Source organism: Geothrix sp., from assembly GCF_049292215.1.
GTDB lineage: Bacteria > Acidobacteriota > Holophagae > Holophagales > Holophagaceae > Geothrix.
Map to the genome: position 1 here is coordinate 43,145 of NZ_JBATQW010000029.1, position 20,834 is coordinate 63,978.

Annotated in this window: 18 protein-coding genes; 10 read left to right on the forward strand and 8 right to left on the reverse strand. The window is 64.2% G+C overall.

Annotated elements, in window-relative coordinates:
- Positions 1–23: 23 nt before the first annotated feature.
- Entirely contained in the window at positions 24–755 is a 732-nt protein-coding gene (locus WAS25_RS05345) for an ABC transporter ATP-binding protein (RefSeq protein WP_422310483.1), read from the reverse strand.
- Positions 756–887: 132 nt separating this feature from the next.
- On the opposite strand from WAS25_RS05345, the gene WAS25_RS05350 reads away from it, so the two are divergent.
- A complete protein-coding gene (locus WAS25_RS05350; protein ID WP_422310484.1) occupies positions 888–3,518 on the forward strand; it encodes an AMP-binding protein in 2,631 nt (876 codons plus the stop codon).
- Here WAS25_RS05350 and WAS25_RS05355 read toward each other — a convergent pair.
- Positions 3,515–4,654: a thiolase family protein gene (locus tag WAS25_RS05355; RefSeq protein ID WP_422310485.1), complete on the reverse strand. Its 1,140-nt coding sequence runs from the start codon at positions 4,652–4,654 to the stop codon at positions 3,515–3,517. The genes WAS25_RS05350 and WAS25_RS05355 overlap by 4 nt on opposite strands.
- Positions 4,651–5,220, reverse strand: a complete 570-nt coding sequence (locus WAS25_RS05360; protein ID WP_422310486.1) for a SanA/YdcF family protein — start codon at positions 5,218–5,220, stop codon at positions 4,651–4,653. Before WAS25_RS05360 ends, WAS25_RS05355 begins: the two co-directional genes overlap by 4 nt.
- 186 nt (positions 5,221–5,406) lie before the next feature.
- On the opposite strand from WAS25_RS05360, the gene WAS25_RS05365 reads away from it, so the two are divergent.
- Positions 5,407–8,568 carry a hypothetical protein gene (locus WAS25_RS05365; protein ID WP_422310487.1) on the forward strand — a complete coding sequence of 1,054 codons (3,162 nt, stop codon included), beginning with the start codon at positions 5,407–5,409 and terminating at the stop codon, positions 8,566–8,568.
- 13 nt (positions 8,569–8,581) lie between these two features.
- Entirely contained in the window at positions 8,582–9,955 is a 1,374-nt protein-coding gene (locus WAS25_RS05370; RefSeq protein WP_422310488.1) for a replicative DNA helicase, read from the forward strand.
- A gap of 69 nt (positions 9,956–10,024) precedes the next feature.
- Here the strand turns inward: WAS25_RS05370 and WAS25_RS05375 are convergent, their stop codons facing one another.
- Complete coding sequence (locus WAS25_RS05375) at positions 10,025–11,362, reverse strand: dihydrolipoamide acetyltransferase family protein (protein ID WP_422310489.1); 1,338 nt, start codon at positions 11,360–11,362, stop codon at positions 10,025–10,027.
- On the reverse strand, positions 11,352–12,827 hold the full coding sequence (gatA, locus tag WAS25_RS05380) for an Asp-tRNA(Asn)/Glu-tRNA(Gln) amidotransferase subunit GatA (RefSeq protein ID WP_422310490.1): 1,476 nt from the start codon (positions 12,825–12,827) through the stop codon (positions 11,352–11,354). The genes WAS25_RS05375 and gatA overlap by 11 nt, the downstream gene beginning before the upstream one ends.
- Before the next feature lie 210 nt (positions 12,828–13,037).
- On the opposite strand from gatA, the gene WAS25_RS05385 reads away from it, so the two are divergent.
- From WAS25_RS05385 to pilQ, 7 genes are all read left to right on the forward strand, one after another.
- On the forward strand, positions 13,038–13,772 hold the full coding sequence (locus WAS25_RS05385) for a DnaJ domain-containing protein (RefSeq protein WP_422310491.1): 735 nt from the start codon (positions 13,038–13,040) through the stop codon (positions 13,770–13,772).
- 2 nt (positions 13,773–13,774) lie between these two features.
- A complete protein-coding gene (locus tag WAS25_RS05390; RefSeq protein WP_422310492.1) occupies positions 13,775–14,542 on the forward strand; it encodes a Stp1/IreP family PP2C-type Ser/Thr phosphatase in 768 nt (255 codons plus the stop codon).
- A gap of 79 nt (positions 14,543–14,621) precedes the next feature.
- The gene (gene pilM / locus WAS25_RS05395) at positions 14,622–15,704 is read left to right on the forward strand and encodes a type IV pilus assembly protein PilM (RefSeq protein ID WP_422310493.1); all 1,083 of its coding nucleotides are present in this window, start codon (positions 14,622–14,624) and stop codon (positions 15,702–15,704) included.
- Entirely contained in the window at positions 15,701–16,300 is a 600-nt protein-coding gene (locus WAS25_RS05400) for a PilN domain-containing protein (protein ID WP_422310494.1), read from the forward strand. Before pilM ends, WAS25_RS05400 begins: the two co-directional genes overlap by 4 nt.
- A gap of 8 nt (positions 16,301–16,308) precedes the next feature.
- Positions 16,309–16,923, forward strand: a complete 615-nt coding sequence (locus WAS25_RS05405) for a type 4a pilus biogenesis protein PilO (protein WP_422310495.1) — start codon at positions 16,309–16,311, stop codon at positions 16,921–16,923.
- Positions 16,924–16,932: 9 nt separating this feature from the next.
- Positions 16,933–17,358 (forward strand): hypothetical protein, encoded by a 426-nt coding sequence (locus tag WAS25_RS05410; protein ID WP_422310496.1) that lies wholly within the window; start codon positions 16,933–16,935, stop codon positions 17,356–17,358.
- 197 nt (positions 17,359–17,555) lie between these two features.
- On the forward strand, positions 17,556–19,391 hold the full coding sequence (pilQ, locus tag WAS25_RS05415; RefSeq protein WP_422310497.1) for a type IV pilus secretin PilQ: 1,836 nt from the start codon (positions 17,556–17,558) through the stop codon (positions 19,389–19,391).
- Between the two features lie 62 nt (positions 19,392–19,453).
- Here pilQ and WAS25_RS05420 read toward each other — a convergent pair whose 3' ends face one another.
- From WAS25_RS05420 to WAS25_RS05430, 3 genes are read right to left on the reverse strand one after another with little or no spacing between them, the layout of a single operon-like run.
- Positions 19,454–19,654, reverse strand: a complete 201-nt coding sequence (locus WAS25_RS05420; protein WP_422310498.1) for a hypothetical protein — start codon at positions 19,652–19,654, stop codon at positions 19,454–19,456.
- Positions 19,655–19,677: 23 nt separating this feature from the next.
- Complete coding sequence (locus tag WAS25_RS05425; RefSeq protein WP_422310499.1) at positions 19,678–19,830, reverse strand: hypothetical protein; 153 nt, start codon at positions 19,828–19,830, stop codon at positions 19,678–19,680.
- Positions 19,824–20,702: a 3-hydroxyacyl-CoA dehydrogenase family protein gene (locus tag WAS25_RS05430; protein WP_422310500.1), complete on the reverse strand. Its 879-nt coding sequence runs from the start codon at positions 20,700–20,702 to the stop codon at positions 19,824–19,826. Before WAS25_RS05430 ends, WAS25_RS05425 begins: the two co-directional genes overlap by 7 nt.
- Positions 20,703–20,834: the final 132 nt, after the last annotated feature.

Genomic DNA, 20,834 nt, shown 5'->3' on the forward strand with positions numbered 1-20,834 from the left:
ATTCTACCGGAGGTCAGCTCCCGTCATAGGCTCAGGTTGGCCAGGTGCTCTTCGGGGGTGATGGGGGTGTTCGGCTCGTCGTGGATGATCTTCCCGTCCCGCAGCTTCACGATGCGGTGGGCATGGCGGGCGATGTCCTCCTCATGGGTCACGAGGATGATGGTGTTGCCCTTCTGGTACAGCTCCTCGAAGAGGGCCATGATCTCGATGCTGGTCTTGGAGTCCAGGGCGCCTGTGGGCTCGTCCGCCAACAAGATGGACGGGTCGTTCACCAGGGCCCGGGCGATGGCCACGCGTTGGCGCTGACCACCGGAGAGCTGGTTGGGCATGTGGTCGCTGCGGGTGCCGAGGCCCACATTCTCCAGGGCCTTCTGGGCCATCTCATGCCGCTCGGCGGGGGTCTTCCCGGCGTAGATCAGTGGCAGTTCCACGTTCTGCAGCGAGGTAGTGCGGGCCAGCAGGTTGAAGGTCTGGAAGACGAAGCCGATCTCCTCGTTGCGGATCTGGGCCAGGTTGTCGTCCGTCATGGCCGAGGCCAGCTTGCCGTTCAGCTCGTAGGTGCCGTCGGTGGGGGTGTCCAGGCAGCCAATGACGTTCATCATCGTCGACTTGCCGGAGCCCGAGGGGCCCATGATCGCCACGTATTCTCCGCGGCCGATCTCCATGGACACACCGTCCAGGGCCCGTACTTCCATGTCACCCATCTGATAGACTTTGGTGATGTTAGTGAGTCGGATCAGGGGGGCGTCGGCCATGAAAACCTCGGTGGGCCACGGGACGGCCCCACTCATCTTCGCAGATGTCCAGTGACCCGTTTAGGGCTTGGAAATAATTCCCGCTACAATCCTGGATTCCTCCGTTTTCCGGTAGGCAGGACCTGATTCCCGATGATTGCATCCCTGATCCGAGCCCTGGGTCGGCCGCTCTTGCGGCTGCGTTACCGAATCCACCAGGAGGGGGGTGACCCTCCCGCCAGCGTGGGCGGGAAGGGCATCCTCTTTCTGGCCAGCCATCCGACCCTGGTCGACCCCTTCCTGCTCAGCGCCGAACTGCACCATCTCTACCGCCCAATCCTGGTCGCTGGGCGGGACCATGCAGCCTCGGTCCCCTTGCGTTGGCTGGCGCGCCTCCTGGGCGCGCGGGCGCTGCCCGATCCCGTCACGCATGGCGATCGCTGCCGGGAGGTCCTTGACCGAGAACTGACGGAACTCGTCGGCTGCCTCGGCTCCGGTCAGAACCTGCTCCTGTTCCCCGGGGGGCGCTTGGCCCGGCAGAGAACCGAGGACCTGTCCGACAACAGCATTGTGGCTTCGATCCTCAGCCAGGCGCCTGGCACGAGGGTGGTGCTGGTCCGGCTCCAGGGCCTGTGGGGCAGCCGATTCAGCTCCGCGTCCGGCCGCCGGCCAGCGCTTGGGATCGAGCTGTTCAAGAGCCTGGGCTACCTGCTGGCCAACGGTCTTTTCTTCATGCCGCGCCGGGAAGTCCGTCTGGTTCTGGAGGAGGTCTTCGGGTTGTCCGTTGGGGAGGGGAAGGCGGCTCTGAATCAGGCCCTCGAAGCACGGCTGAACCTGGAGGCCACGCCGAGGACGTTCGTACCCTACCTGGTCTGGAAGGACCATGCCCCCCGCACCCTGCCGGAGCCGCCGAGGCCCAGGGTGGAGGGCAATCCCCGGAATGTGCCTCCGCCGGTTCGGGATGCCGTGCGCAGGCACCTCCAGGCCGTGACGGGCCGGGCCGACATCCAAGAAGCCCACACCCTGGTTCGGGAGCTTGGCATGGATGCCCTGGGGCATCGGGAACTGGAACTCTGGATCCAGCGGGCCTACGGTTACGCCTGTAGCGACCCGGCCTCACTCCAGACCGTTTCCGATGTGATGTTGGCCGCCACCGGCGCCGCCGTCTCGCTGCGCCAGGGTGAACTCAAGCCCGTGCCCCACGCCTGGTTCCACTCCCGCACGGATCTCCCCATCGAGATGCCGGCGGGCGACTCCATCCCGGAAGTCTTCCTCAAGCAAGCGAAGCGCGATCCCCGTCGGGTGGTGCTCGCGGATCAGACGGGCGGCGTGAAGACCTACCGGGATGTCATCACCGCCATCATGGTCCTCAAGCCCATCTTCGAAACCCTGGAAGGCACCCATGTGGGCTTGATGCTGCCGGCCTCCGGCGGGGCCAGCATCCTTTACCTGGCGCTGCTCTTCGCCGGCAAGACCCCGGTGCTGGTGAACTGGACCGCCGGATCCCGGAGCATGGGCTACGGATTGGACCTCGTGGGCGTCAAGCACGTCGTCACCGTCTCCACCCTTGTCAATCGGTTGGACGCCCAGGGCGTGGACCTCGGAGCCGTCAAGGAGCGCCTGCTGCTGTTGGATGAGGTCGGCAAGAAGATCTCCCTTTCGACCAAGCTGGCCGCGGCCTTCCGGGCCCGATTCAATTGGGCCTCCCTGCTGGAGGCCAAACTGCCGGTGACGGCCGCGGTGCTCTTCACCAGCGGCAGCGAGAGCCTGCCCAAGGCCGTGCCCCTGAGCCACGGAAACATCCTGGCCAACATCCGGGATTCGGCCCAGGCCCTGAATTTCCGGGAAGATGAGCGGGTCATGGGGTGCCTGCCGCCCTTCCACGCCTTCGGCCTCACCACCACGACCATCCTGCCGCTCCTGGTGGGCCTGCGCGTGGTCTACCATCCCAACCCCACGGAGGGCCGGATGCTGGCCCGCCTCATCGAGGCCTATCACGCGACGTTGCTGGTCGGCACGCCCACCTTCCTGGGGGGCATCCTCCGCATGGCGGAGGACCGGCACCTCGAGTCACTGCGCATCGTGGTGTCCGGTGCGGAGAAGTGTCCCGAGCAGGTCTACGCCACCCTGGCGCGGCGCTGGCCGAAGACCACCGTGCTCGAAGGCTACGGCATCACGGAGTGTTCTCCCGTCGTGTCCGTGAACCGCGAGGACGATCCGAGGACAGGCACCATCGGGAAGCCACTGCTCTCCGTGGAATGGGCCATCGTCGACCTGGACACCGGAAAGCGAGTCGAGCCCGGGCAGCCCGGCATGCTCCTGGTGCGCGGACCCAGCATCTTCTCCGGCTATCTGAACCCGGACGTGGAATCACCATTCGAGTGCTTCGAGGGGCGCCAGTGGTATCGCACGGGCGACCTCGTCCTCCAGGACCGTGGCGTGCTCGTGTTCTCGGGGCGCCTGAAGCGGTTCGTGAAGCTGGGCGGCGAGATGGTCTCTCTGCCGGCCATCGAGGAGGCCCTGTCGCGGCGTTTCCAGGGAGAGGAGGAGACTGAGCCGCTGCTGGCGGTCGAATCCTCAGCCGAGGAGCTGAACCCAGACCTGATCCTGTTCTCGGTGTCCGGCATCGCCCGGGATGAAGCCAACGCGGCCATCCGGGCCGCCGGCCTCTCCTCGTTGCACAACATCCGGGTGGTCCGCCAGGTCGACCAGATCCCCACCCTGGGCACCGGCAAGACCGACTATCGGGCCCTGAAGGCCCTTCTGGCCGAGGCCGCCGTCTAGGTCTCCGCCTCGATCAGCAGCGCCAGGCCCAGCCCCCCTCCGATGCCGAGGGTGGCGATGCCCAGGCCGCCTCCACGCTGCCGTAGCTGGTGGATCAACGTGCAGACGATGCGGGCACCGGTGGCGCCGATGGGATGCCCCAGTGCCACGCCACCGCCCGCCACATTCAACCGTTCGGCTGGGATCGAGAGGTGCCGCTGGCAGACGAGCAATTGAGCGGAGAAGGCCTCGTTCAGCTCCCACAGGTCGATGTCGCTCACCGTCATCCCGTGCTCGGCGAGGAGGCGCCGCACGGCGGGCACGGGCGCCTCGCCCATGTCCCGGGGATCCACGCCCGCTTCGCTCCAGCCCAGGATCCGCGCGAGGGGCCGGGCATCGCCGGCCTGGTCCCGGCGGGCCAGCAGAAGGGCCGCGGCTCCGTCGGACAGGGCGGAGGCATTGCCCGGCGTGACCTGACCGGTCGGGTCGAAGGCAGGTGCCAGAAGGGCCAGAGAGGCTTCCGAGACTTCCGCGCGCATGCACTCGTCGTGATTGAGCTTTGGGTGCGGAAGGCGCTCGGCGCGGGTGTCTCCCAATCGGGCTCGGCGGTGGCTCTCCGCGGCCCAGGCATCCGCCTCCTGGCGCGTGATGCCGCGCTTCTGGACCAGCAGCTCGATGGTCTCCCCCATCAGCAGGCCCGTGACGGGGCAGCGGAGGCCGTCCAGGTGCATCACGTCCGGAAGCTGCCGGTGCCCCATGCGGAAGCCCCGGCGTAGTCCAGGAATCAGGTGCGGCGTGTCGGACATGGCCTCGCTCCCGCCGACCAGCACGGGGGCGCCGTCCCCCGCCAGCCGCTGGGTTCCCAGGAGGAGGGCTTGGAGGCTGGAACCGCAGGCCATGTTGAGGGTGAAGGCAGGGGTGTCGTGGGGCAATCCACCCTTCAGGGCCAGGCTCCGGGCCGGGTTCATGCCCTGGGTGTGACTCCGGGCCATGCCCCACAACAAGCTGCGGGGGCGCGGGAGGACGGGATCGCCGGTGATCCCCTCCACGGCGGTCAGTCCCAGGCTGACGGCGCCCAGGCCCGCCAGGCTCCCACCGTATCGGCCCTGGGGCAGCCTTCGGGCTGCAAGGATGACCGCGTCGTGCCGTGCCTTCATCGGGCGGGATCCCAGTCGTCGGGGGTGGGTTCCCGGGGGCCGAGGCGGGCGTCTGGGGGGAACCAGGCATCCCAGAGGGCCAGATGACGGGCGATATATTCCCGAGTCCAGATCCGGAACCTCGACGTCCAGGGGCGGTCGTCCGTCCGGGCCGGGACGCCCCAGGCCATGAGCCCCATATGATCCGCCAGGTACAGGGCCCTCGGCAGGTGGAAATCCGAGGTTACGATCACGACCTGGCGCTGGCCGAACACGGCCTGAGCCCGCCGCAAGCTGTCCCAGGTGCGCAAGCCTGCGTAGTCGCTGACGATGTGGGTGGGGGGAACGCCCTGCTTGACCAGCCACCGGCGCATGGCCTGGGGTTCGTTGTAGGTGGCATGGCGATTGTCGCCAGAGACCAGGAACCACCGCACCCGGCCGCTCCGGTAGAGCTCCAGGGCGGTCCGGAGCCGGCCTTCCAGGATTGACGTGGGCTCACCGTCCCCATAGACACCGGCGCCGAGCACCAGGACCGCACCGCCCACCGCCGGCATGCGATCCGTGGGGAAGATCTGCAGACGGTGCATGGTGGGGAACCTTCCCAGGGTCCACAGCAAATCTCCCAGGAGGGCCAGCGTCGGGACCAGGATCAGGGGCCACCGGCGTTGCCAGCAGCGATGAAGGAAGGCGGAGATCGGCATCGTGAGTTAGCATAGACCTTTCGTCCGCCCAGACCCATGGACCTCCGCTTCCTGCGAGATCGATTGATGAACATGAGCATTGCTACCGCTGTGACCCCCCTTCCTGGCACCTCCTCGCCGCGCCTGCGGACCCTGGTGTCCCTGGCCCTTCTGGTCTCGGCCGGAGGTCTGGGGTGTTTCCGGGCCACCGGAGTGGCCCGGCCCGCCGTGGCCGTGGAGGAAATCCCTGCCACCGGCGGGGATCGTGTCTCTGGCTTGAAAGCTTCAGCAGGGCCTGGGGACTTCTACCTGGGCAACGATTCCATCCACCTGGCGGTCGATGGGGCCGCCTTCGGGGATCGGGACGGCCAGTTTGGAGCGCCCTCTGGTGGCGCGGTGCTCGATGTGGGCTCCATCTCCCTGGATCAGAGCTTCCATCGGATCTCAATGCCGACCGACATGCTCGAACGCCTGGGGCCGGTGGTCAACCAGGATCCCGACCTGCCCCTGGTGTTCGATCGGTACATCCCCGGAACGGATGTCAACTCGGTCCACCTCGACATGCAGGGCTACCTGTTGGACCCCAAGGGGAAGCTGGGCGTGGCCACGGACCTGCAGGGACGCGTGGCTGGAGTGTCCGTGGTTCACCGGATTTCTCTCAACAAGGGGGAGACCTTCTTCACCCTGGAAACGACCCTGACGCCTGCGAGCGGGACGAGCCTCCCCGTGCAGAGCGTGGGCGACTTCCTGTCTCAGCGTGGCGGCGGTTTCCGGTTCAACGTGCCGGCGAACCTGGCCTTCGACGGGACGACACCTGTCAACACCTGGGGGGTCGAGATTCCAGGCTCGGATTTCGCCGACCCCCTGCACACCAGCGTCCATGCGCCGATGGTGGCGCTCATGGGGGCTGAATCGGCCGGGAACACCTTTGATTCACATGCCTCCCTGGGGATTCTTCCGCTCAACGATGAGGGTTTGGCACTGGTGGCGTCCGACCCCCAGCATGCCCTTACGGAGATGCGGCCGAAATTTCCTGCCCGCCTGGTGGTCGGTAGCCCCGCCAAGTCAGGTCTGGCCCTTGGGGAATCGATCACCTATCGCCGCAGGATTTACCTGGTGGGTGGGCCCAGCTATTCCACAGTCTTTCCGGCCCAGGCCACAGCCTTGTTCAGTCTGATGATCCAGGCCAGAGCCGGATTGCGCAGCGAAGACATCGGCTACCTGGCATTCAGTGCCTTCGGAACAGCCATTCGAGGGGGGGCACTCCAGACCGAGTTCAAGTTCGAACGCTACACCTATGGAGGGGTAAACCCGACGGATCCGAGCCATCTTGCCGATCCGGCGAACTGGCGCCTTGAGCGTGTGGAATGGTTGGAGCCGACAGACATTCCGACTGGTCAGGGGCCGGTGGGGATGTTCCTCCCGGTGATTCCGGACCCCAATCATCCTGGGTTCTCCTATCGGTACCGGATCACGGCCCGAAATGCGGTCCAGCAGGGCGATCCCCTGGCCCTGGGCACCAATGCGCTGGATACCACCCGGTCCCTCCTCCCCACCCCCATCACCCCCTCGAAGACCCAGCTCTGGCAAGTCGCCGAAGCCATCAGTCCAGAGCGGGGTGAGGTTCTCGATTCGGTGGGCAATGTGATCGACTACAAACAGACGGCCCACGGATTCTCTGCCCGCCAAGCTGGAACCCTGCAGTTTGGCGGTCTGACCCCGCTCCGGCTCAGTTTCCACGGACTGGGCGTTCCGGATCCGAACATGCAACGCACACGCCTCCTCTCGAGCGTCTACAGCGAAATTTACAAAGGCAAGATCGGGGTGGGCAGTAATTTCGGGGCTTACCAGTACACCGCCAGCAACCAGATTTTCGGAACGGCCTTCGGCTCCAATGCCTCCACGGCAGTCATGTTCTTCCCACCCGGGGACTATCTGGCCTATGCCACCCGGGGCCCCCTTTCGCATCTGGACTCCCTCCCTGTAAAGGCCTTTAAAGGTCAGGAGAACGTGACCCATGGGTTCGTGGTGAGCCCTCCCTCCCTGCCAGCTGGCTGGACCACATTCGACCTCCCGGCACCAACCCAAGTGACCACGGGTGGATTCAACCCCGGTGAACTGCTCAGCTCGGCGGTGGCCGAGGGTGTCCAGGTGGTGGCCCGCACCGAGGAGGATGTCCTCACAGATCCCACCGCCCTGCGCAGTGAATTCAGGGCCGAGATCGACATCCCCGCCGTGACCGATGCAGAGCGCGCTCTCCTGGGTTCCGATCCCTTCGTGGTGGGTGCCCGGAGTGCGTTGCTTGGGGATGGGTTCGTGACCGCATTGTTCACCCCGGCCACCACCACCGATCGCCAGGGCGGGGCCCGACCTTCGAAGGGCTGGAACCTTGCGGAATTCATCACCCAGGCCGAGGGCAGCTATACCGTCATCCATCAACCCAGGGGTCTGAAGGGTCTGTTCACTGTGCGCGGATTCGACCGGACTGTGCCTCTCGGAACTGGGGTCAATGCCTGGTGGACGCAGACCGGGCCCTCTTCCCTCGGGAAGCGGGTGGGTGACTTCGACGCCCTCGAATTGCTACGGGCCGAAGGCTGCGATCCCGCCGATCCCACCACCTGGTATGCCGAGTACAGCACCCTCCGGGACGACTGGTTCGCCATCCTGAATCAGCAGACGCCGGTGGCCTTCACCAAGGGGCTGGGGTTGTCCGCCGCCCGCTACAGCCTCGATACTCCCGTGGGCCTCGCACGGACCTATCTGAAGCTCGCGGCTGCACCCACCCTGAGCCAGACCGCCCTGGAACCCGTCCTGGCCGCCCTCCGGGCCGGTGCCGCCGTCGCTTCCACCGGGCCGATGCTGGACGTGACCGTGGGGGCCACCGGGCCCGGCGGACTCGTCACTGGCACCAACGCGACCGTGACCGTGACCATCGCACTCTACGCTCCCGACTGGGTCCCCGTGGACGAGGTGCGCCTGGTGGTGAACGGCTCGACACCCGTTCCCGTACCCTTGGGCAGCTTCACGGCCTCGACCACAGATCCACGGCTCAGGACCGCCACCGTCACCCTGCCCATGCCCTCGGGCAAGGATGCCTGGTTCGTCGCCGAGGCTGGCGTTGCGAGGAGCCAGTCCGGCGGCTACCGGGTGGGCACCCCCTGGAACAAGATCATGAAAGGCATCTATCCCATCGCCGTGACCAACCCCATCTTTGTGGATGTGAACGGCGGCGGCTACACTCCTCCAGGGCTCTGATTCGGGAGTGGTGATGGCGGACTGGCTTCCGGAAAGGCTGCCGGAGGATATCGACGCGGAACGGTCCTTCCTGGCGACCTGCTGCGCCCCCGGGGCCGGTTTCGTGGCCAGCGAAGCCGTGTTCGCCCTGGCCGAGGAGGATTTTGTCCACCCGGCCCACCGGGCGGTGTTCCGGGCCCTGAAGACCCTCATCGAGGCCCAGGTTGAGGTCAACTCCCTCACCCTGAAGGACGCCCTGGATCAGGACGACAGCCTGAACAAGGTGGGCGGCTATCCCGGACTGGTCGAGCTCCTGGCGGGGGAGGATGTGGAACGGCCCCAGGTGCTGGCGGACGTGATCCGCCGCAAGGCCAAGCTCCGCCGGCTGGTGCATCTTGGCGCCCAGCTGGTGCGCCAGGCCGCCGAAGAGGACGAGGCGCCCGAGGTGCTGGTCGATCAGACGGCCCAGAGCCTCTTCCATCTGGCACAAGGTGATGCCAAGGCCAGGGGGCTCCTTAGCATCCAGGCGGTCGCCGACGACACCATGGAGCGCTTGTCGGACCGGATGGAAGGGCGCCTTTCCCCCGGGGTCCGCGTGGGGTTCAGCCGCTTCGATGAGCTCACCCAGGGTTTCCAGCCGGGGAATCTCATCGTACTGGCGGCCAGGCCCGGCATCGGCAAAACCGCCCTGGCCTTGAACTGGATCCTGAGGGCCGCCCAGGAGCGGGATGGCCGGTCAGGGCACTGTGGTGCCTTCTTCAGCCTGGAGATGAGCCACGAGGAGGTCTTCATGCGCCTGCTCGCGGCCAAGAGCCAGACCAACATGAAGGACCTGCAATCCGGCCGCGCCACCGGCCGCATGAACGATGTGCTGAAGGCGCGGGACGAGCTCGTCCAGATGCCCATGTTCATCTGCGATCGGGCCTCGATCACGGTGCCACAGATCCAGAACATGATCGTGAAGCAGGGAAGCCAGAGCAACCGGAGGGTGGAGTTTGTCATCATCGACTACCTTCAGCTGCTCAGCAGCCCGGAGGGGAGCCGCGGCGCCAAGCAGAACGAGGCCGTCCGGATTGGCGAGATCAGCCGTGGCCTCAAGCTCATGGCGAAGGAGTTCGGCATCCCGGTGGTGGTCCTCTCCCAGCTGAACCGTGAGGTGGAGCACCGCACGGGCGGCCGTCCCCAGCTCAGCGACCTCCGGGATTCCGGCGCCATCGAACAGGACGCGGACATGGTGGCCTTCATCCACCGGAAGATGATTCCTTCGGCCACCGAGGACCCGGACCCATCGGCGGAACTCATCGTGGCCAAGCACCGCAACGGCCCCACGGCCATCATCCAGCTGCATTTCCAGGGCGAGTTCGCCATGTATCGGGAGATGGTGCGGGAGACGGCCGGCTACGGGTAGCCGGCCGGAGACGAGGGATCGGAAGGGGCGGCCACTGACCGCCCCTTCGCATCCAGTCCAGAGGCGTGGCTACTCCAACCCGAAGGTCGAAGTCTCCAGCTCCTTCTTTACGAACGCCATGAACAGGTCGCCCGTGGCGCCGTCGATGATGCGGTGGTCGAAGCCGAGGCTGCTGAACATCATCTGGCGGATGGCGATGAAGTCGGTGCCGTCCGGACCGGTGATGACCACTGGGCGCTTCACGATGGCGCCCACGCCCTGGATGGCCACCTGGGGCTGGTTGATGATGGGCAGGCCGAAGGTGTCGCCGTAGACGCCTGGGTTGGTGATGGTGAAGGTGCCACCGCTGATTTCGTCGGGCTTGAGCTGCTTGCTGCGGGCACGCTCAGCCAGATCGTTGAGGCTGCGGGCCAGGCCCCCCAGGTTCATCATGTCGGCGTTCTTCACGACGGGCACGATGAGGCCCCAGTCCAGGCTCACGGCGACGCCCAGGTTGATATCCTGCTTGTAGACGATGTTGTCGCCGTCCACGGAGGCATTGGCCACCGGGTAGGCACGCAGGGCCTTGCAGGCGGCCATCATCACGAAGGGCATGAAGCTCAGCTTGGTGCCGAACTGGGACTCGAAGGCCTGCTTGTGCTTGTTGCGCAGCTGGGCCACGTGGGTCATGTCGATCTCGAAGACCGTATAGACATGGGCCGAGGTGCGGCGGCTGGCCAGCATGCCGTCGGCGATGATCTTCCGCATCCGGCTCATGGGCTCAACCTTGACCCGCTCACCCGGCGCGAAAGCCGGGGCTGCGGGCGTGGGGGGAATCGCCAGGGCGGGAGTGATTCCCATGGTCGGCGCAGAGGGATCATGCACCGCGGGCAGGGTGGGGGCGATGGACTGCACCGGAACTGGGGCCGTTGCTGCCGGCCCCTTCGCGAGGAAGGCCTCCAGGTCCTCCTTGGTAACCCGGCCGGCCTGGCCCGTCCCCTGGACCTTCGCGAGGTCCACGCCATGCTGCTTGGCCATCTCACGGACCAGGGGGCTGCTCTTGGATTTCAGTCGGCCCTCGAGGCTGTTGTCATCCTCCAGGGGTGCCTGGATGATGGCTGCCGCTGCGACCTGCTCCACCGGCGTGGCAGCAACCGGGGGCGGAACCGGAGCGCCCGCCGCCTTCTCCGAGGCATCGCCAATGCGGGCGACCACGGTGCCCACTGGAACCGTGATGTTTACGTCCACGAGGATTTCCAGCAAGGTGCCGGCCGCGGGGGCCGGGATCTCCGCATCCACCTTGTCCGTGCTGATCTCGTAGAGGGTGTCGTCCTTCGCAACCACGTCTCCCACCTGCTTGTGCCACTTCAGCACGGTGGCCTCGGCGATGCTCTCGCCCATCTGGGGCATGACGACGTCAAAGGCCATGGTTCGCTCCTATGCGTAAAGGGGGGGGGATCTCAAGGTGGTGGGTGGTGAGCAACTGGAAGGCGTGGGCCGTCTCCAGCAGCATGACATCCGAGCAAGCGGGCCCGATGAGTTGGATGCCGGCCGGAAGTCCCGCAGTGAAACCAGCGGGCATGGAAAGGCAGGGAAGCCCTGCCAGGGGGGCGGTCACCGTGAAGGCGTCGGCCAGATACATGGCCAGAGGATCATCAGTCTTGGAGGCGAAGGGGAAGGCCACTCCCGGACTAACCGGGGCGGCAAGAACATCAACCGCGTCGAAGGCCCGTTCGAAGTCTCTCGCGATGAGGGTCCGGGCCTTCATGGCCTTGAGGTAGAAGGCGTCGTAGTACCCCTTGGAAAGGCAGAAGGTCCCCAGCAGGATGCGGCGTTTGACCTCGGCGCCCAGGCCTTCGTCACGCGTCTCGGCGATCATGGCCGGCAGGTTCCGGCCCTTGGCTCGGTGGCCGTAGCGGACCCCATCGAAGCGGCTGAGGTTGCTGGAGACTTCGCTAGTGCAGATCAGGTAGTAGGTATCGATGGCATAGCGAGTGTGGGGAAGGCTGACCTCCTGGATCTCCGCGCCCTGATCGGCGAATACCCGGAGGGCCTCCTCCAGGATGCTGCGCACGCCCGGCTCGAGGCCTTCGCCGAAGTATTCGCTGGGGAGTCCGATGCGGAGCCCCTTGAGCCCCGTCGGTCGGAGGGAGGCCAGGCGTTCCACGCCGGGAAGGTCGGAGGAGGTGCTGTCCAGGGGATCCCGGCCGGCCATGACGCTCAGGGCCAGGGCCACGTCTGCGGCGGTGGCGGCGATGGGGCCGACCTGGTCTAGGCTGGAGGCCATGGCGGTCAGGCCGAAGCGACTGAGGACGCCGTAGGTCGGGCGCAGGGCCGTGACATTGCAGAAGCTGGCCGGCAGGCGCACGGAGCCTCCGGTGTCGCTTCCGAGCGCCAGGGGCGCATAGCCTGCGGCGACGGACACCACCGACCCGCTGCTGCTGCCCCCAGGGACCCGCGTCGTGTCCCAGGGATTCCGAGCAGGGCCAAAGGCGCTGTATTCGCCGCTGGAGCCCATGGCGAACTCGTCCATGTTGGCCTTGGCCAGGGGGATCGCCCCGGCCTGGAGGAGGCGAGCCACGACGGTGGCATCGTAAGGGGCCCGGTATCTGTCGAGCACCCGGGAGCCACAGGAGACGGGCAGGCCCGTCCAGTTCAGGTTGTCCTTGAGCACGACGGGAAGCCCGAGCACGGGGGTGCGTTCCCCGGCCCGCAGACGCGCATCGGCGGCCCGGGCCAGCCGGAGGCTGCAGTCCTCATCGACGGCCAGGATCGCGTGAAGGTGTGGATCCAGGCTGCGAATGCGGTCGAAGGCGGTCCGAACCAGGGTTTCAGAGGACACGTCGCCGGCATCGAGGCCTTCACGCCAACCTACCGCCGTGCCCACCGCCATGCCTGCGCCTCCAGAGCCTTCTACTGTGCCATTGAGCCTGGGGTACTGCCAGCCTGGTGGGAGGCTCCAGGGCCATCTCCCGAAGGGAAGCATCCTTGTTCTGTAGCTCAGGAACTGCGCTCAGGATGGAAATAGGCTACCATCCTCTGCTCAAGCCCTGTCCTTCCATCCCGTTCGACTCGCCCCGATGGCTGGCCTCACTGGAAACACATGAATCCCTTCAATGTCCTGGAAATCCCCCCCGACGCCTCGCCTGAGGACATCAAGGCCGCGTACCATCGACTCGCAAAACGCTGGCATCCGGATCGCTACACTGGCGCAGAGAAAGAAGAGGCCGAGTCGAAGTTCCGAGAGCTGGCCGAGGCCTTCAGCATTCTCAAGGATCCCGCCAAGCGGCTCACACTTCAGCAGCAGATGCCGAAGGTTTCATCCCCGTCTTCCCCCAACAGGGAACCCGAGTCCCCGTTGGAACGGACCCCCGAGGACTGGGCCTCCATGGCCAAGGCAGCCTTCGAGGAGGGGAACATCGATCAGGCGCGGGCGCTCATCCACTATGCGATTCGGCTGGATGATGAGAAGGCCACCTACCACTCTCTTCTGGCCTCCATTCTCGAGAAGGAGGGCGGGGATTTGCGGGCGGTGGTCAAGGCCCTGGAGACGGCCGTGAAGCTGGCACCCCGGGACGTGGACAGCCACATCCGCCTGGCCAACCACTTCCAGACCCTGGGCATGGGAGCCCGCGCCCAGCGCCACCTCCAAACAGCCCGCGAGATTTCACCCAACCACCCAAAGCTCCGCCTGCCAACCCCGAAGGGGCCGAAAAAGAATGGACCGGGAGCCAAGGGACGGCCAACGCCCGGGCAGAAGGCCAAGGGAACCGCACCTCCCATGGGCCTCCTCGATCAACTTAAGGACCTGTGGGGCCGACTGACGGGAAAGGGTTGACGATGGGGATCCGCGCCGCGGGCTGCACCGATGTGGGTTGTGTCCGGAAACACAACGAAGACAGTTTCCTTTCGGATCCTGGCCTCGGTCTCTTCGTCGTGGCCGATGGCCTTGGGGGCCATGCCGCCGGTGAAGTCGCCAGCCAGATTGTGGTGGAGACCGTGGCCCGCTTCGTCGGAGAGACGCTGGAGAAGGATCGGACCTGGCCCGTGGAGTATGATCCGACCCTTTCCTACGACGGGAATCGTCTGAAGGTGGCCATGCTCCTGTCGGATCAGGCCATTGCTGAGGACATCCGCCGCAACCCCGAACGGGAGACCATGGGCTCGACCGTGGTTGCTGGTCTCTTTCACGGCCCCAAGGTCACCCTGGCCCATGTGGGGGACAGCCGGGCCTACGTCCTTGGGCCCGAGGGCATCCGTCAGGTGACCCGGGACCACAGTTGGGTGGCCGAGCAGGTGGCCAATGGGATCCTGACGGCCTCCGAAGCCAGGGTCCACCCGTTCCGGAACGTGATCACGCAGGCCCTTGGCAACGGCGGGGAACTGGATGTGGAGCTGCAGGATCTGGAGCTTTCCAAATCGGAGCGACTTTTGCTTTGCTCCGATGGCCTGTCAGGAATGATCGGCGACAAACAGATCTGGGACATCGTGGAGCAATCCAGAGATCTCCAACATGCTGTTGAATCATTGATTACAGTGGCCAGGGAGCACGGGGGCGAAGACAATATCACCGCCGTCCTGGTGGGCTGGGAAGCCGAGGAATCCTAACGCAAGCATAGTTAACCTTGACCTAATCCATTCTGGCGGTACTCTTTCCATTACCTAATTTCTCCAAGTGAGGCATCCGGTGGGTCTTTTCGGAAGCAAAACCAAAAGTCTTGTCGGCTTGGATATTGGTTCCAGCTCAGTGAAAGTCTGTGAACTCCAGCAGATGGGAAAGGGCAGCAACATCCGCTACCGGCTCCAGAAACTGGGGCAGGTGGCCCTCCCTACTGATGCCATCGTGGATGGGGACATCATGGATAGCAACGCCGTGGCGTCGGCTATCCGGCAGGTTCTGGCAGAACAGAAAATCAAGGCCAAGGAAGTAGCCATTTCCGTGTCAGGCCAGCAGGTGATGGTCAAAAAAGTGACATTTCCCCTGATGAGCCAGGCTGAATTGGCAGAATCCGTCCGCTGGGAGGCCGAGAGCTTTTTCCCGGCTGGGCAGGGGTTGGACTCCTACGCCCTTGATTACTACCTGATCGAGGAGCGCGCCGGCGAAGGGAACATGGACGTGGTCCTTGTTGCCTGTCGGAAGGACAAGCTCGAAGCCTATGTCAGCTGTGTCGCACAGGCTGGATGCAGCCCGAAGGTTGTGGACGTGGATGTCTTTGCCGTTCAGAACGCCTATGAAATCAATACCATGGGGGCCGGGCGAGACGAGGTCGTCGCCCTGGTGAACATGGGGGCCACCTTCACCAACCTCACCATGATGGTGGGCGGCAAGTCGGTGTTCTGGCGGGACATGGCCTGGGGGAGCGGCCGATATTCGGAAAAGCTCTCTGAGGATTGGGGCGTGAGCCGAGAGGCCGCTGAGCGTCTCAAGCGGAACCAGGCCTCCGAAGGTAGGGAGCCCGAAGAGGTGCAACCGTCCATCAATGCGGTCTCGGATGCCTTCGCCGACGAACTTACGCGAACCCTCGACTTCTTCAAGAGTAGCTTCAAGGTGGATCGCCTGGACCGGGTGCTGGTCTGTGGTGGTGGCGCCATGATCCATGGCCTGCTGGACGTGCTGAGCGATCGGCTTCGCGTATCGGTGGACCGGTTCAATCCTTTCCAACTCATTGAAGTCGATGGTCGCACCGAGGATCCCGTGACGGTCCGCGAGATTGGTGGCGCTGCCGCCGTCGTAGTCGGGCTGGCCATGCGCCAAGTGGGGGACCGATGATCAAGATCAACCTGCTCGGAGATGCACTGGCCCAGGCCGGGGCGAAAAAGGGCGGCGACAAGACCACAGCCGAGCCCGTCCAGGTTTACACGGGTGAGGGTGGCAGTCGTGCCAGCCTGCCCATTGCAGGCGTGGTTGTGGGACTCATCTTCGCGGCCCTCGGAGGTGGCTATTATCTCTGGCTGAACAGTGAATTCACCAGGGAAGAAAAGAAAAAGGTCGAGCTGGAGAGGGACAAGAAGCAGTACGAACCCTTCATCGCCCTGGAGAAGAAATTCCGGGAGAAGAAGGACGCGTTGCAGAAGAAAGAGGAAGTGATGACTACCCTGAAGCGCCAGCAGGCTCTGCCGGTGCACTTCCTGGAGGAGCTGGCCAACAGTCTTCCAGACGATGTCTGGTTTAAGAAGGTCAGCCAGAAGGGCATGACCGTCACCGTGGAAGGGGAAGGTCGCAACTTCGAATCCATCAATGCCTTCTACGGCAACCTCCAGTCCCGCACCCGGTGGTTCAAGAAGATCAATTACCCTGGCGCCAAGCGGGGTACCAGCGGCTCTTTTGAATTCACGATCTCCTTCGAACTCCAGAACGCCGTCTGAGGTAGGCCATGAATCCTCAACTTCAGAAACAAATTGGTGTGGGAGCGCTGGTCGGCATTGTCCTGGCCGGGCTGGTCTACTTCTTGTTGGGCGGGAAGAGGACCGATCTCGAAGCCATCCGCACAGAGAACAAGATGCTTCAGGCTGATGTGGATAAGGGCAAGCTCCTGAAACAGAGCTACGAGAAGCTCCGCGAGGAGGTGGCCAAGCAGGACAAGCGGATCGAGGAACTGATCAAAATCATGCCCTCGGAAACGGACTATGGTGAAATCCCCTACCGGATCAAGAAGATTGCGGATGACGCCGGCATCGACCAGGTGTCCTTCTCCCTCAAGCCCGAGCGGAAGGATGCCTACTACACCGAGAAGCCTGTGGAATTCGAATTCCGCGTAGGGTTCCACTCCTTCGGTCAGTTCGCCTCCCTGGTGTCGGGCTACGACAAGATCGTCAATATCTCGAATATCGAGTTCGCCCGAAAGACAGACAACCGCAGCGTCTACCCTGCTTCGGTCAAGTGCACCATCAGCGCTTTCATCTACAATCCCGAGCCCGCACCTGCGGCTGAACCGCCAGTGAAGAAGCCGGCGGCCCCCGCTTCCAAGCCCGGCGCCAAAGAGGATTGAGGCCCAGTCATGATCCGACAAACCCTGACCCTGTTCATTCTTGCCGCGCCGATATTGAAGGCACAGGCTCCACCACCACCGGCACAAGTGCCGATCGAGGATGTTGCCATCATTAAGGCGACCCCCTACAAACCCGCTATTCAGCGGGATCCCTTCTCTGCCCCGCGGGATGAACGTCCGGCCGATGCCCTTGATGTGTTGGATGACATTGCCGTGAAGGGAATGATCAAGAAGGATGGCAAGAATTTCGCAATCGTTTCGGACAGCCGCGGGAATGTCCGCTGGCTCCCGGTCGGTCACCGCTTCAAGGATGCCGAGATCACGGCCATCACGGACAAGTCGGTGACGTTCCACCAATGGGAAATGAATACCACCAACCGTTCCATATTCCGAACCATCACGAAGACGTTCAAGCGTGAGGAGGGTAAACGATGAATGCTCGCCTGAGTTCCTTGCTGGTTGCAGGGGGCGTGGTCCTGGCGGGGATCCACACCGGGTCCCTCCATGCGTCGCCCGCGATCGAATCTGTTGCGCGGAAAGCCATCCTGGTATCTGCCACCATGGAAGCCGAAGGCCCTGGTGCCAAGGTCTTCCTTCGTGTGCCTGGGTTTAGCTCCCGGCCGGGAGTGCAGGTGCTGCACAATCCCCATCGGGTTGTGGTCGATCTGCCGGGCGTGGACCGCGGGGTCGCCGTCAGCCGGAAGGACCTTGCCCAGCTGGCCCATCCCTTGATCCTGAAGACCCGGCTCGCCCAGTTCTCCATGGAACCAAAGCCGGTGACCCGTCTGGTGATGGAGGTTGCTCCTGGTACTCAGGTCCTGGTCGGATCCGGCCCCGAAGGCGTGCAACTCCATCTGACTCCCGGTGAGGACAGGGTCCAGGCCCGATATGAGGGGGCCGACAAGCCGACCCTCCCCATGGGTGCTCCGGTGGAAGTGGCAGCCATGACCCCCACGCCGGGGACCGCGAATCCAGCACCGCTTCCCAAGGCCACTCCCCGCCCCCTCGCCGCGCTTCCAGCGGTGGGCGGATCCTTCCAGTTACTACCCCAACTGGCGGTCTCGACCGCACTGCCCGTGCTAAGCCCTGTAGCAGTCCAGAACCCCGAAGCTGAGAAGCCCCATACCCAGGCCCCGACCCCCAGCCGGGCCGCCGGACGGACCCTCGGCGAAGGCCTCACGAAGTATTCTGGATCGAAGATCACCATCGACCTCCAGAATACCGAAATCCGCGACTTCCTGCGGATCCTGGCCGATACCGGCAAGCTCAATCTGGTCATGGACCCTGACGTGCAGGGCAACTTCGGCTTCAAGTTCACGGACACCCCCTGGGACCAGGTCCTGGACGTGGTCCTAAAGAATGCGGGACTGGGCAAGGAGATCCAGAACGGCGTGCTCCGGGTTGCCAAGATCGACAAGCTCCAGAAGGAAGAGGAAGAGCGCAAGAAGCTGGATGAGACGAAGGCCCTAGCTGGCGAACTCCAGACCATCACCCGTCCGCTTTCCTATGCGAAAGTCTCGGAGGTCCAGAAGATCCTCAAGGACATGCTCACCAAGCGTGGTTCTGCGATCCTGGATGACCGCACCAATACACTGATCATCACAGATCTGCCTCGCAACATCTCGGTCATCGACGACCTGCTCCAGACCCTGGACGTCCAGATCCAGCAGGTCCAGATTGAAGCCCGCGTGGTGGAGGCCAACAAGAACTGGCAGCGTGAATTTGGCGTCAAGTGGCCCCAGTCCAACAACGGATCTGTCGCCATCACCAGCGGTTCGACATCCACGGGGACGCCCTGGGTGGGAACCTCCTCGCCCTTCTGGAATGGCGTCCAGGGCTTCAATCGGGCCGCCTCTGGCCAAAATGCGTCCGTCGCATGGTCTCCTGGCAAGGATGGCGCCACCTCCATCACTGCTCCGGCCGGGGAACTCTGGCTCTCCTTCCTCAGCAACCGATTCAGCATCAACGCGGTCTTGCAGGCCATGGAAAAGGACGGCACCCTCAAGATCGTCTCCTCGCCCAAGGTCGTGACCCAGAACAACAAGAAGGCCACCATCCTTAGCGGCGAAAAAATCCCCTATCCCACCCAGCAGGGTGGCGCCCAGGGTGGAGCCATCACGGTCGCCTTCATCGACGCGAACCTCCAGTTAGACGTGACGCCGCAGGTCACCAACGAGGGCACCATCATCATGGATCTAAAGGTGGAAAAGGCCGAGGCCGATTTCACCCGCACAGTGCAAGGAACCCCGACCATCATCCGCAAGGCCATCGAGACCCAGGTCCTTGTTCGGGATGGCGGCACGGCCATCCTCGGTGGTGTCTACATCACCAACTCTTCCACGGGAACCACTGGCGTGCCTTTCCTCTCAAAGATCCCACTCATCGGATTCCTGTTCCGCAATGACACAAAGCAGGAGAAGAACGTCGAACTGCTGATCTTCATCACGCCTCGCGTGTTGCGCCAGTAGTTGGATCCGGTCACAGAAAAAACGGCCCCATAATCGGGGCCGTTTTTCATGGTGGGGAGAAGCTACTTGCTGATTGGCAGAGTCCGTACCAGACGCTTGCAACTGTTGCACAGGATGGTGAAGTTGTCGGCCTGCTCGAAGTGGTATTTGAACCCGGGATCTTCATCGACCTTTTCCATCCGACCGAAGTGGTATTCGGCGATGCGAACGCTCTGGGGTGCTGTCAGGTCGGCACCGCAGTGGGTGCAGGAGATGGCGGCCATGCTGGCTCCTCGGGAATCGGGATTCAGGAGTGGAACAATTTCCAGAGACCCAAGCTTACCAGAGCCAGCACGGCGAGGCCGATGAAGACCCGCAGCAAGACCTTGCCGATCCGATATGCGACATAGATCACGAGGAGGATCAACACGCCACTGATGAGGAGCGAGGGGGTTACCATGTCTGTCTCCGCGTGGCTGTCCATGCGTGGAATCCCTGTCCGCTCTTGAGTCCCGTCTGCCCGGTGGTCACCTTGGATTGAAGGAGCTCGGGGGGCTGGAATCGGTCCTCACCGCTGGCATGGAGTCCTTCGGCGATGCGAAGGCGCAGGTCAAGGCCGACCCGGTCGGACAACTCGAGAGGGCCGACCGGGTGCCCATAGCCGAGGGTCATCAGGGTATCCAGGTCCTCGGCGGAAGCCACTCCCGACTCCACCAGCCGGATGGCCTCCAGCCCCAGGGCCAAGGACATCCTGGCTGCCGCGAATCCTGGCTGATCTCGAACCTGGACCACCTGTTTCCGGAGTCCCGCTCCCAGAGTCTGGGCCCGGTCCACCCAGACCTGAGCGGTCCCGTCCGGTATCGCCATCTCAACCACAGCCATCCGGGGCACTGGCACAAACAGGTGGAACCCCACCAGACGGCCAACGGCTCCGGCCCTTCGGGCCAAGTCGGTAATGGGCAGCGCCGAGGTACCAGAAAGGACCAGCAGCTGTGGAGACCCCCAGGTGATCGCTGTCGAGAGGGCCGGGGCCTTGAGTTCTGGGACCTCGGGCAACGCCTCAAGGAAGGCCGAGGCTCCTTCCAGGGCTGGTGCGTTGAATGCTGCGGCGGACAGCCGCTCCAGGCTGCAGGCCCTCGACTCCCGGTTCATTCGACCCTTGGCGACGGCGCGATCCCAGCGGTGGTGGATCTCCTGGAGACCCGCCTCGGCATGCGCCTGATCCCTGCCCAACAGGCGGGTCGCCAGCCCGCATTCAGCAGCCCACTGGGCGGTGGACAGGCCCAGGGTGCCTGGCCCAAGGATGGCGAGCGTGGCGCTCAAGGCATGCACTCGAGCCCTCCAATGGGAAGGTCGAGAAGTTCCGATCCGAGTGGTCCTTCCGTCATGGATTCACGCCTCCACCCGCTATGATGAACGGAAAGGGCCACTCGTACGCCACCGCAACCCGCCCACCCCTGTCAG

What these genes read in the sequence shown, in the direction of transcription:
- WAS25_RS05345 (WP_422310483.1), bottom strand. Translation starts at nt 755, where the DNA reads ATGGCCGACGCCCCCCTGATCCGACTCACTAACATCACCAAAGTCTAT.
- WAS25_RS05350 (WP_422310484.1), top strand. Translation starts at nt 888, where the DNA reads ATGATTGCATCCCTGATCCGAGCCCTGGGTCGGCCGCTCTTGCGGCTG.
- WAS25_RS05355 (WP_422310485.1), bottom strand. Translation starts at nt 4,654, where the DNA reads ATGAAGGCACGGCACGACGCGGTCATCCTTGCAGCCCGAAGGCTGCCC.
- WAS25_RS05360 (WP_422310486.1), bottom strand. Translation starts at nt 5,220, where the DNA reads ATGCACCGTCTGCAGATCTTCCCCACGGATCGCATGCCGGCGGTGGGC.
- WAS25_RS05365 (WP_422310487.1), top strand. Translation starts at nt 5,407, where the DNA reads ATGAGCATTGCTACCGCTGTGACCCCCCTTCCTGGCACCTCCTCGCCG.
- WAS25_RS05370 (WP_422310488.1), top strand. Translation starts at nt 8,582, where the DNA reads ATGGCGGACTGGCTTCCGGAAAGGCTGCCGGAGGATATCGACGCGGAA.
- WAS25_RS05375 (WP_422310489.1), bottom strand. Translation starts at nt 11,362, where the DNA reads ATGGCCTTTGACGTCGTCATGCCCCAGATGGGCGAGAGCATCGCCGAG.
- gatA (WP_422310490.1), bottom strand. Translation starts at nt 12,827, where the DNA reads ATGGCGGTGGGCACGGCGGTAGGTTGGCGTGAAGGCCTCGATGCCGGC.
- WAS25_RS05385 (WP_422310491.1), top strand. Translation starts at nt 13,038, where the DNA reads ATGAATCCCTTCAATGTCCTGGAAATCCCCCCCGACGCCTCGCCTGAG.
- WAS25_RS05390 (WP_422310492.1), top strand. Translation starts at nt 13,775, where the DNA reads ATGGGGATCCGCGCCGCGGGCTGCACCGATGTGGGTTGTGTCCGGAAA.
- WAS25_RS05400 (WP_422310494.1), top strand. Translation starts at nt 15,701, where the DNA reads ATGATCAAGATCAACCTGCTCGGAGATGCACTGGCCCAGGCCGGGGCG.
- WAS25_RS05405 (WP_422310495.1), top strand. Translation starts at nt 16,309, where the DNA reads ATGAATCCTCAACTTCAGAAACAAATTGGTGTGGGAGCGCTGGTCGGC.
- WAS25_RS05410 (WP_422310496.1), top strand. Translation starts at nt 16,933, where the DNA reads ATGATCCGACAAACCCTGACCCTGTTCATTCTTGCCGCGCCGATATTG.
- WAS25_RS05420 (WP_422310498.1), bottom strand. Translation starts at nt 19,654, where the DNA reads ATGGCCGCCATCTCCTGCACCCACTGCGGTGCCGACCTGACAGCACCC.
- WAS25_RS05425 (WP_422310499.1), bottom strand. Translation starts at nt 19,830, where the DNA reads ATGGTAACCCCCTCGCTCCTCATCAGTGGCGTGTTGATCCTCCTCGTG.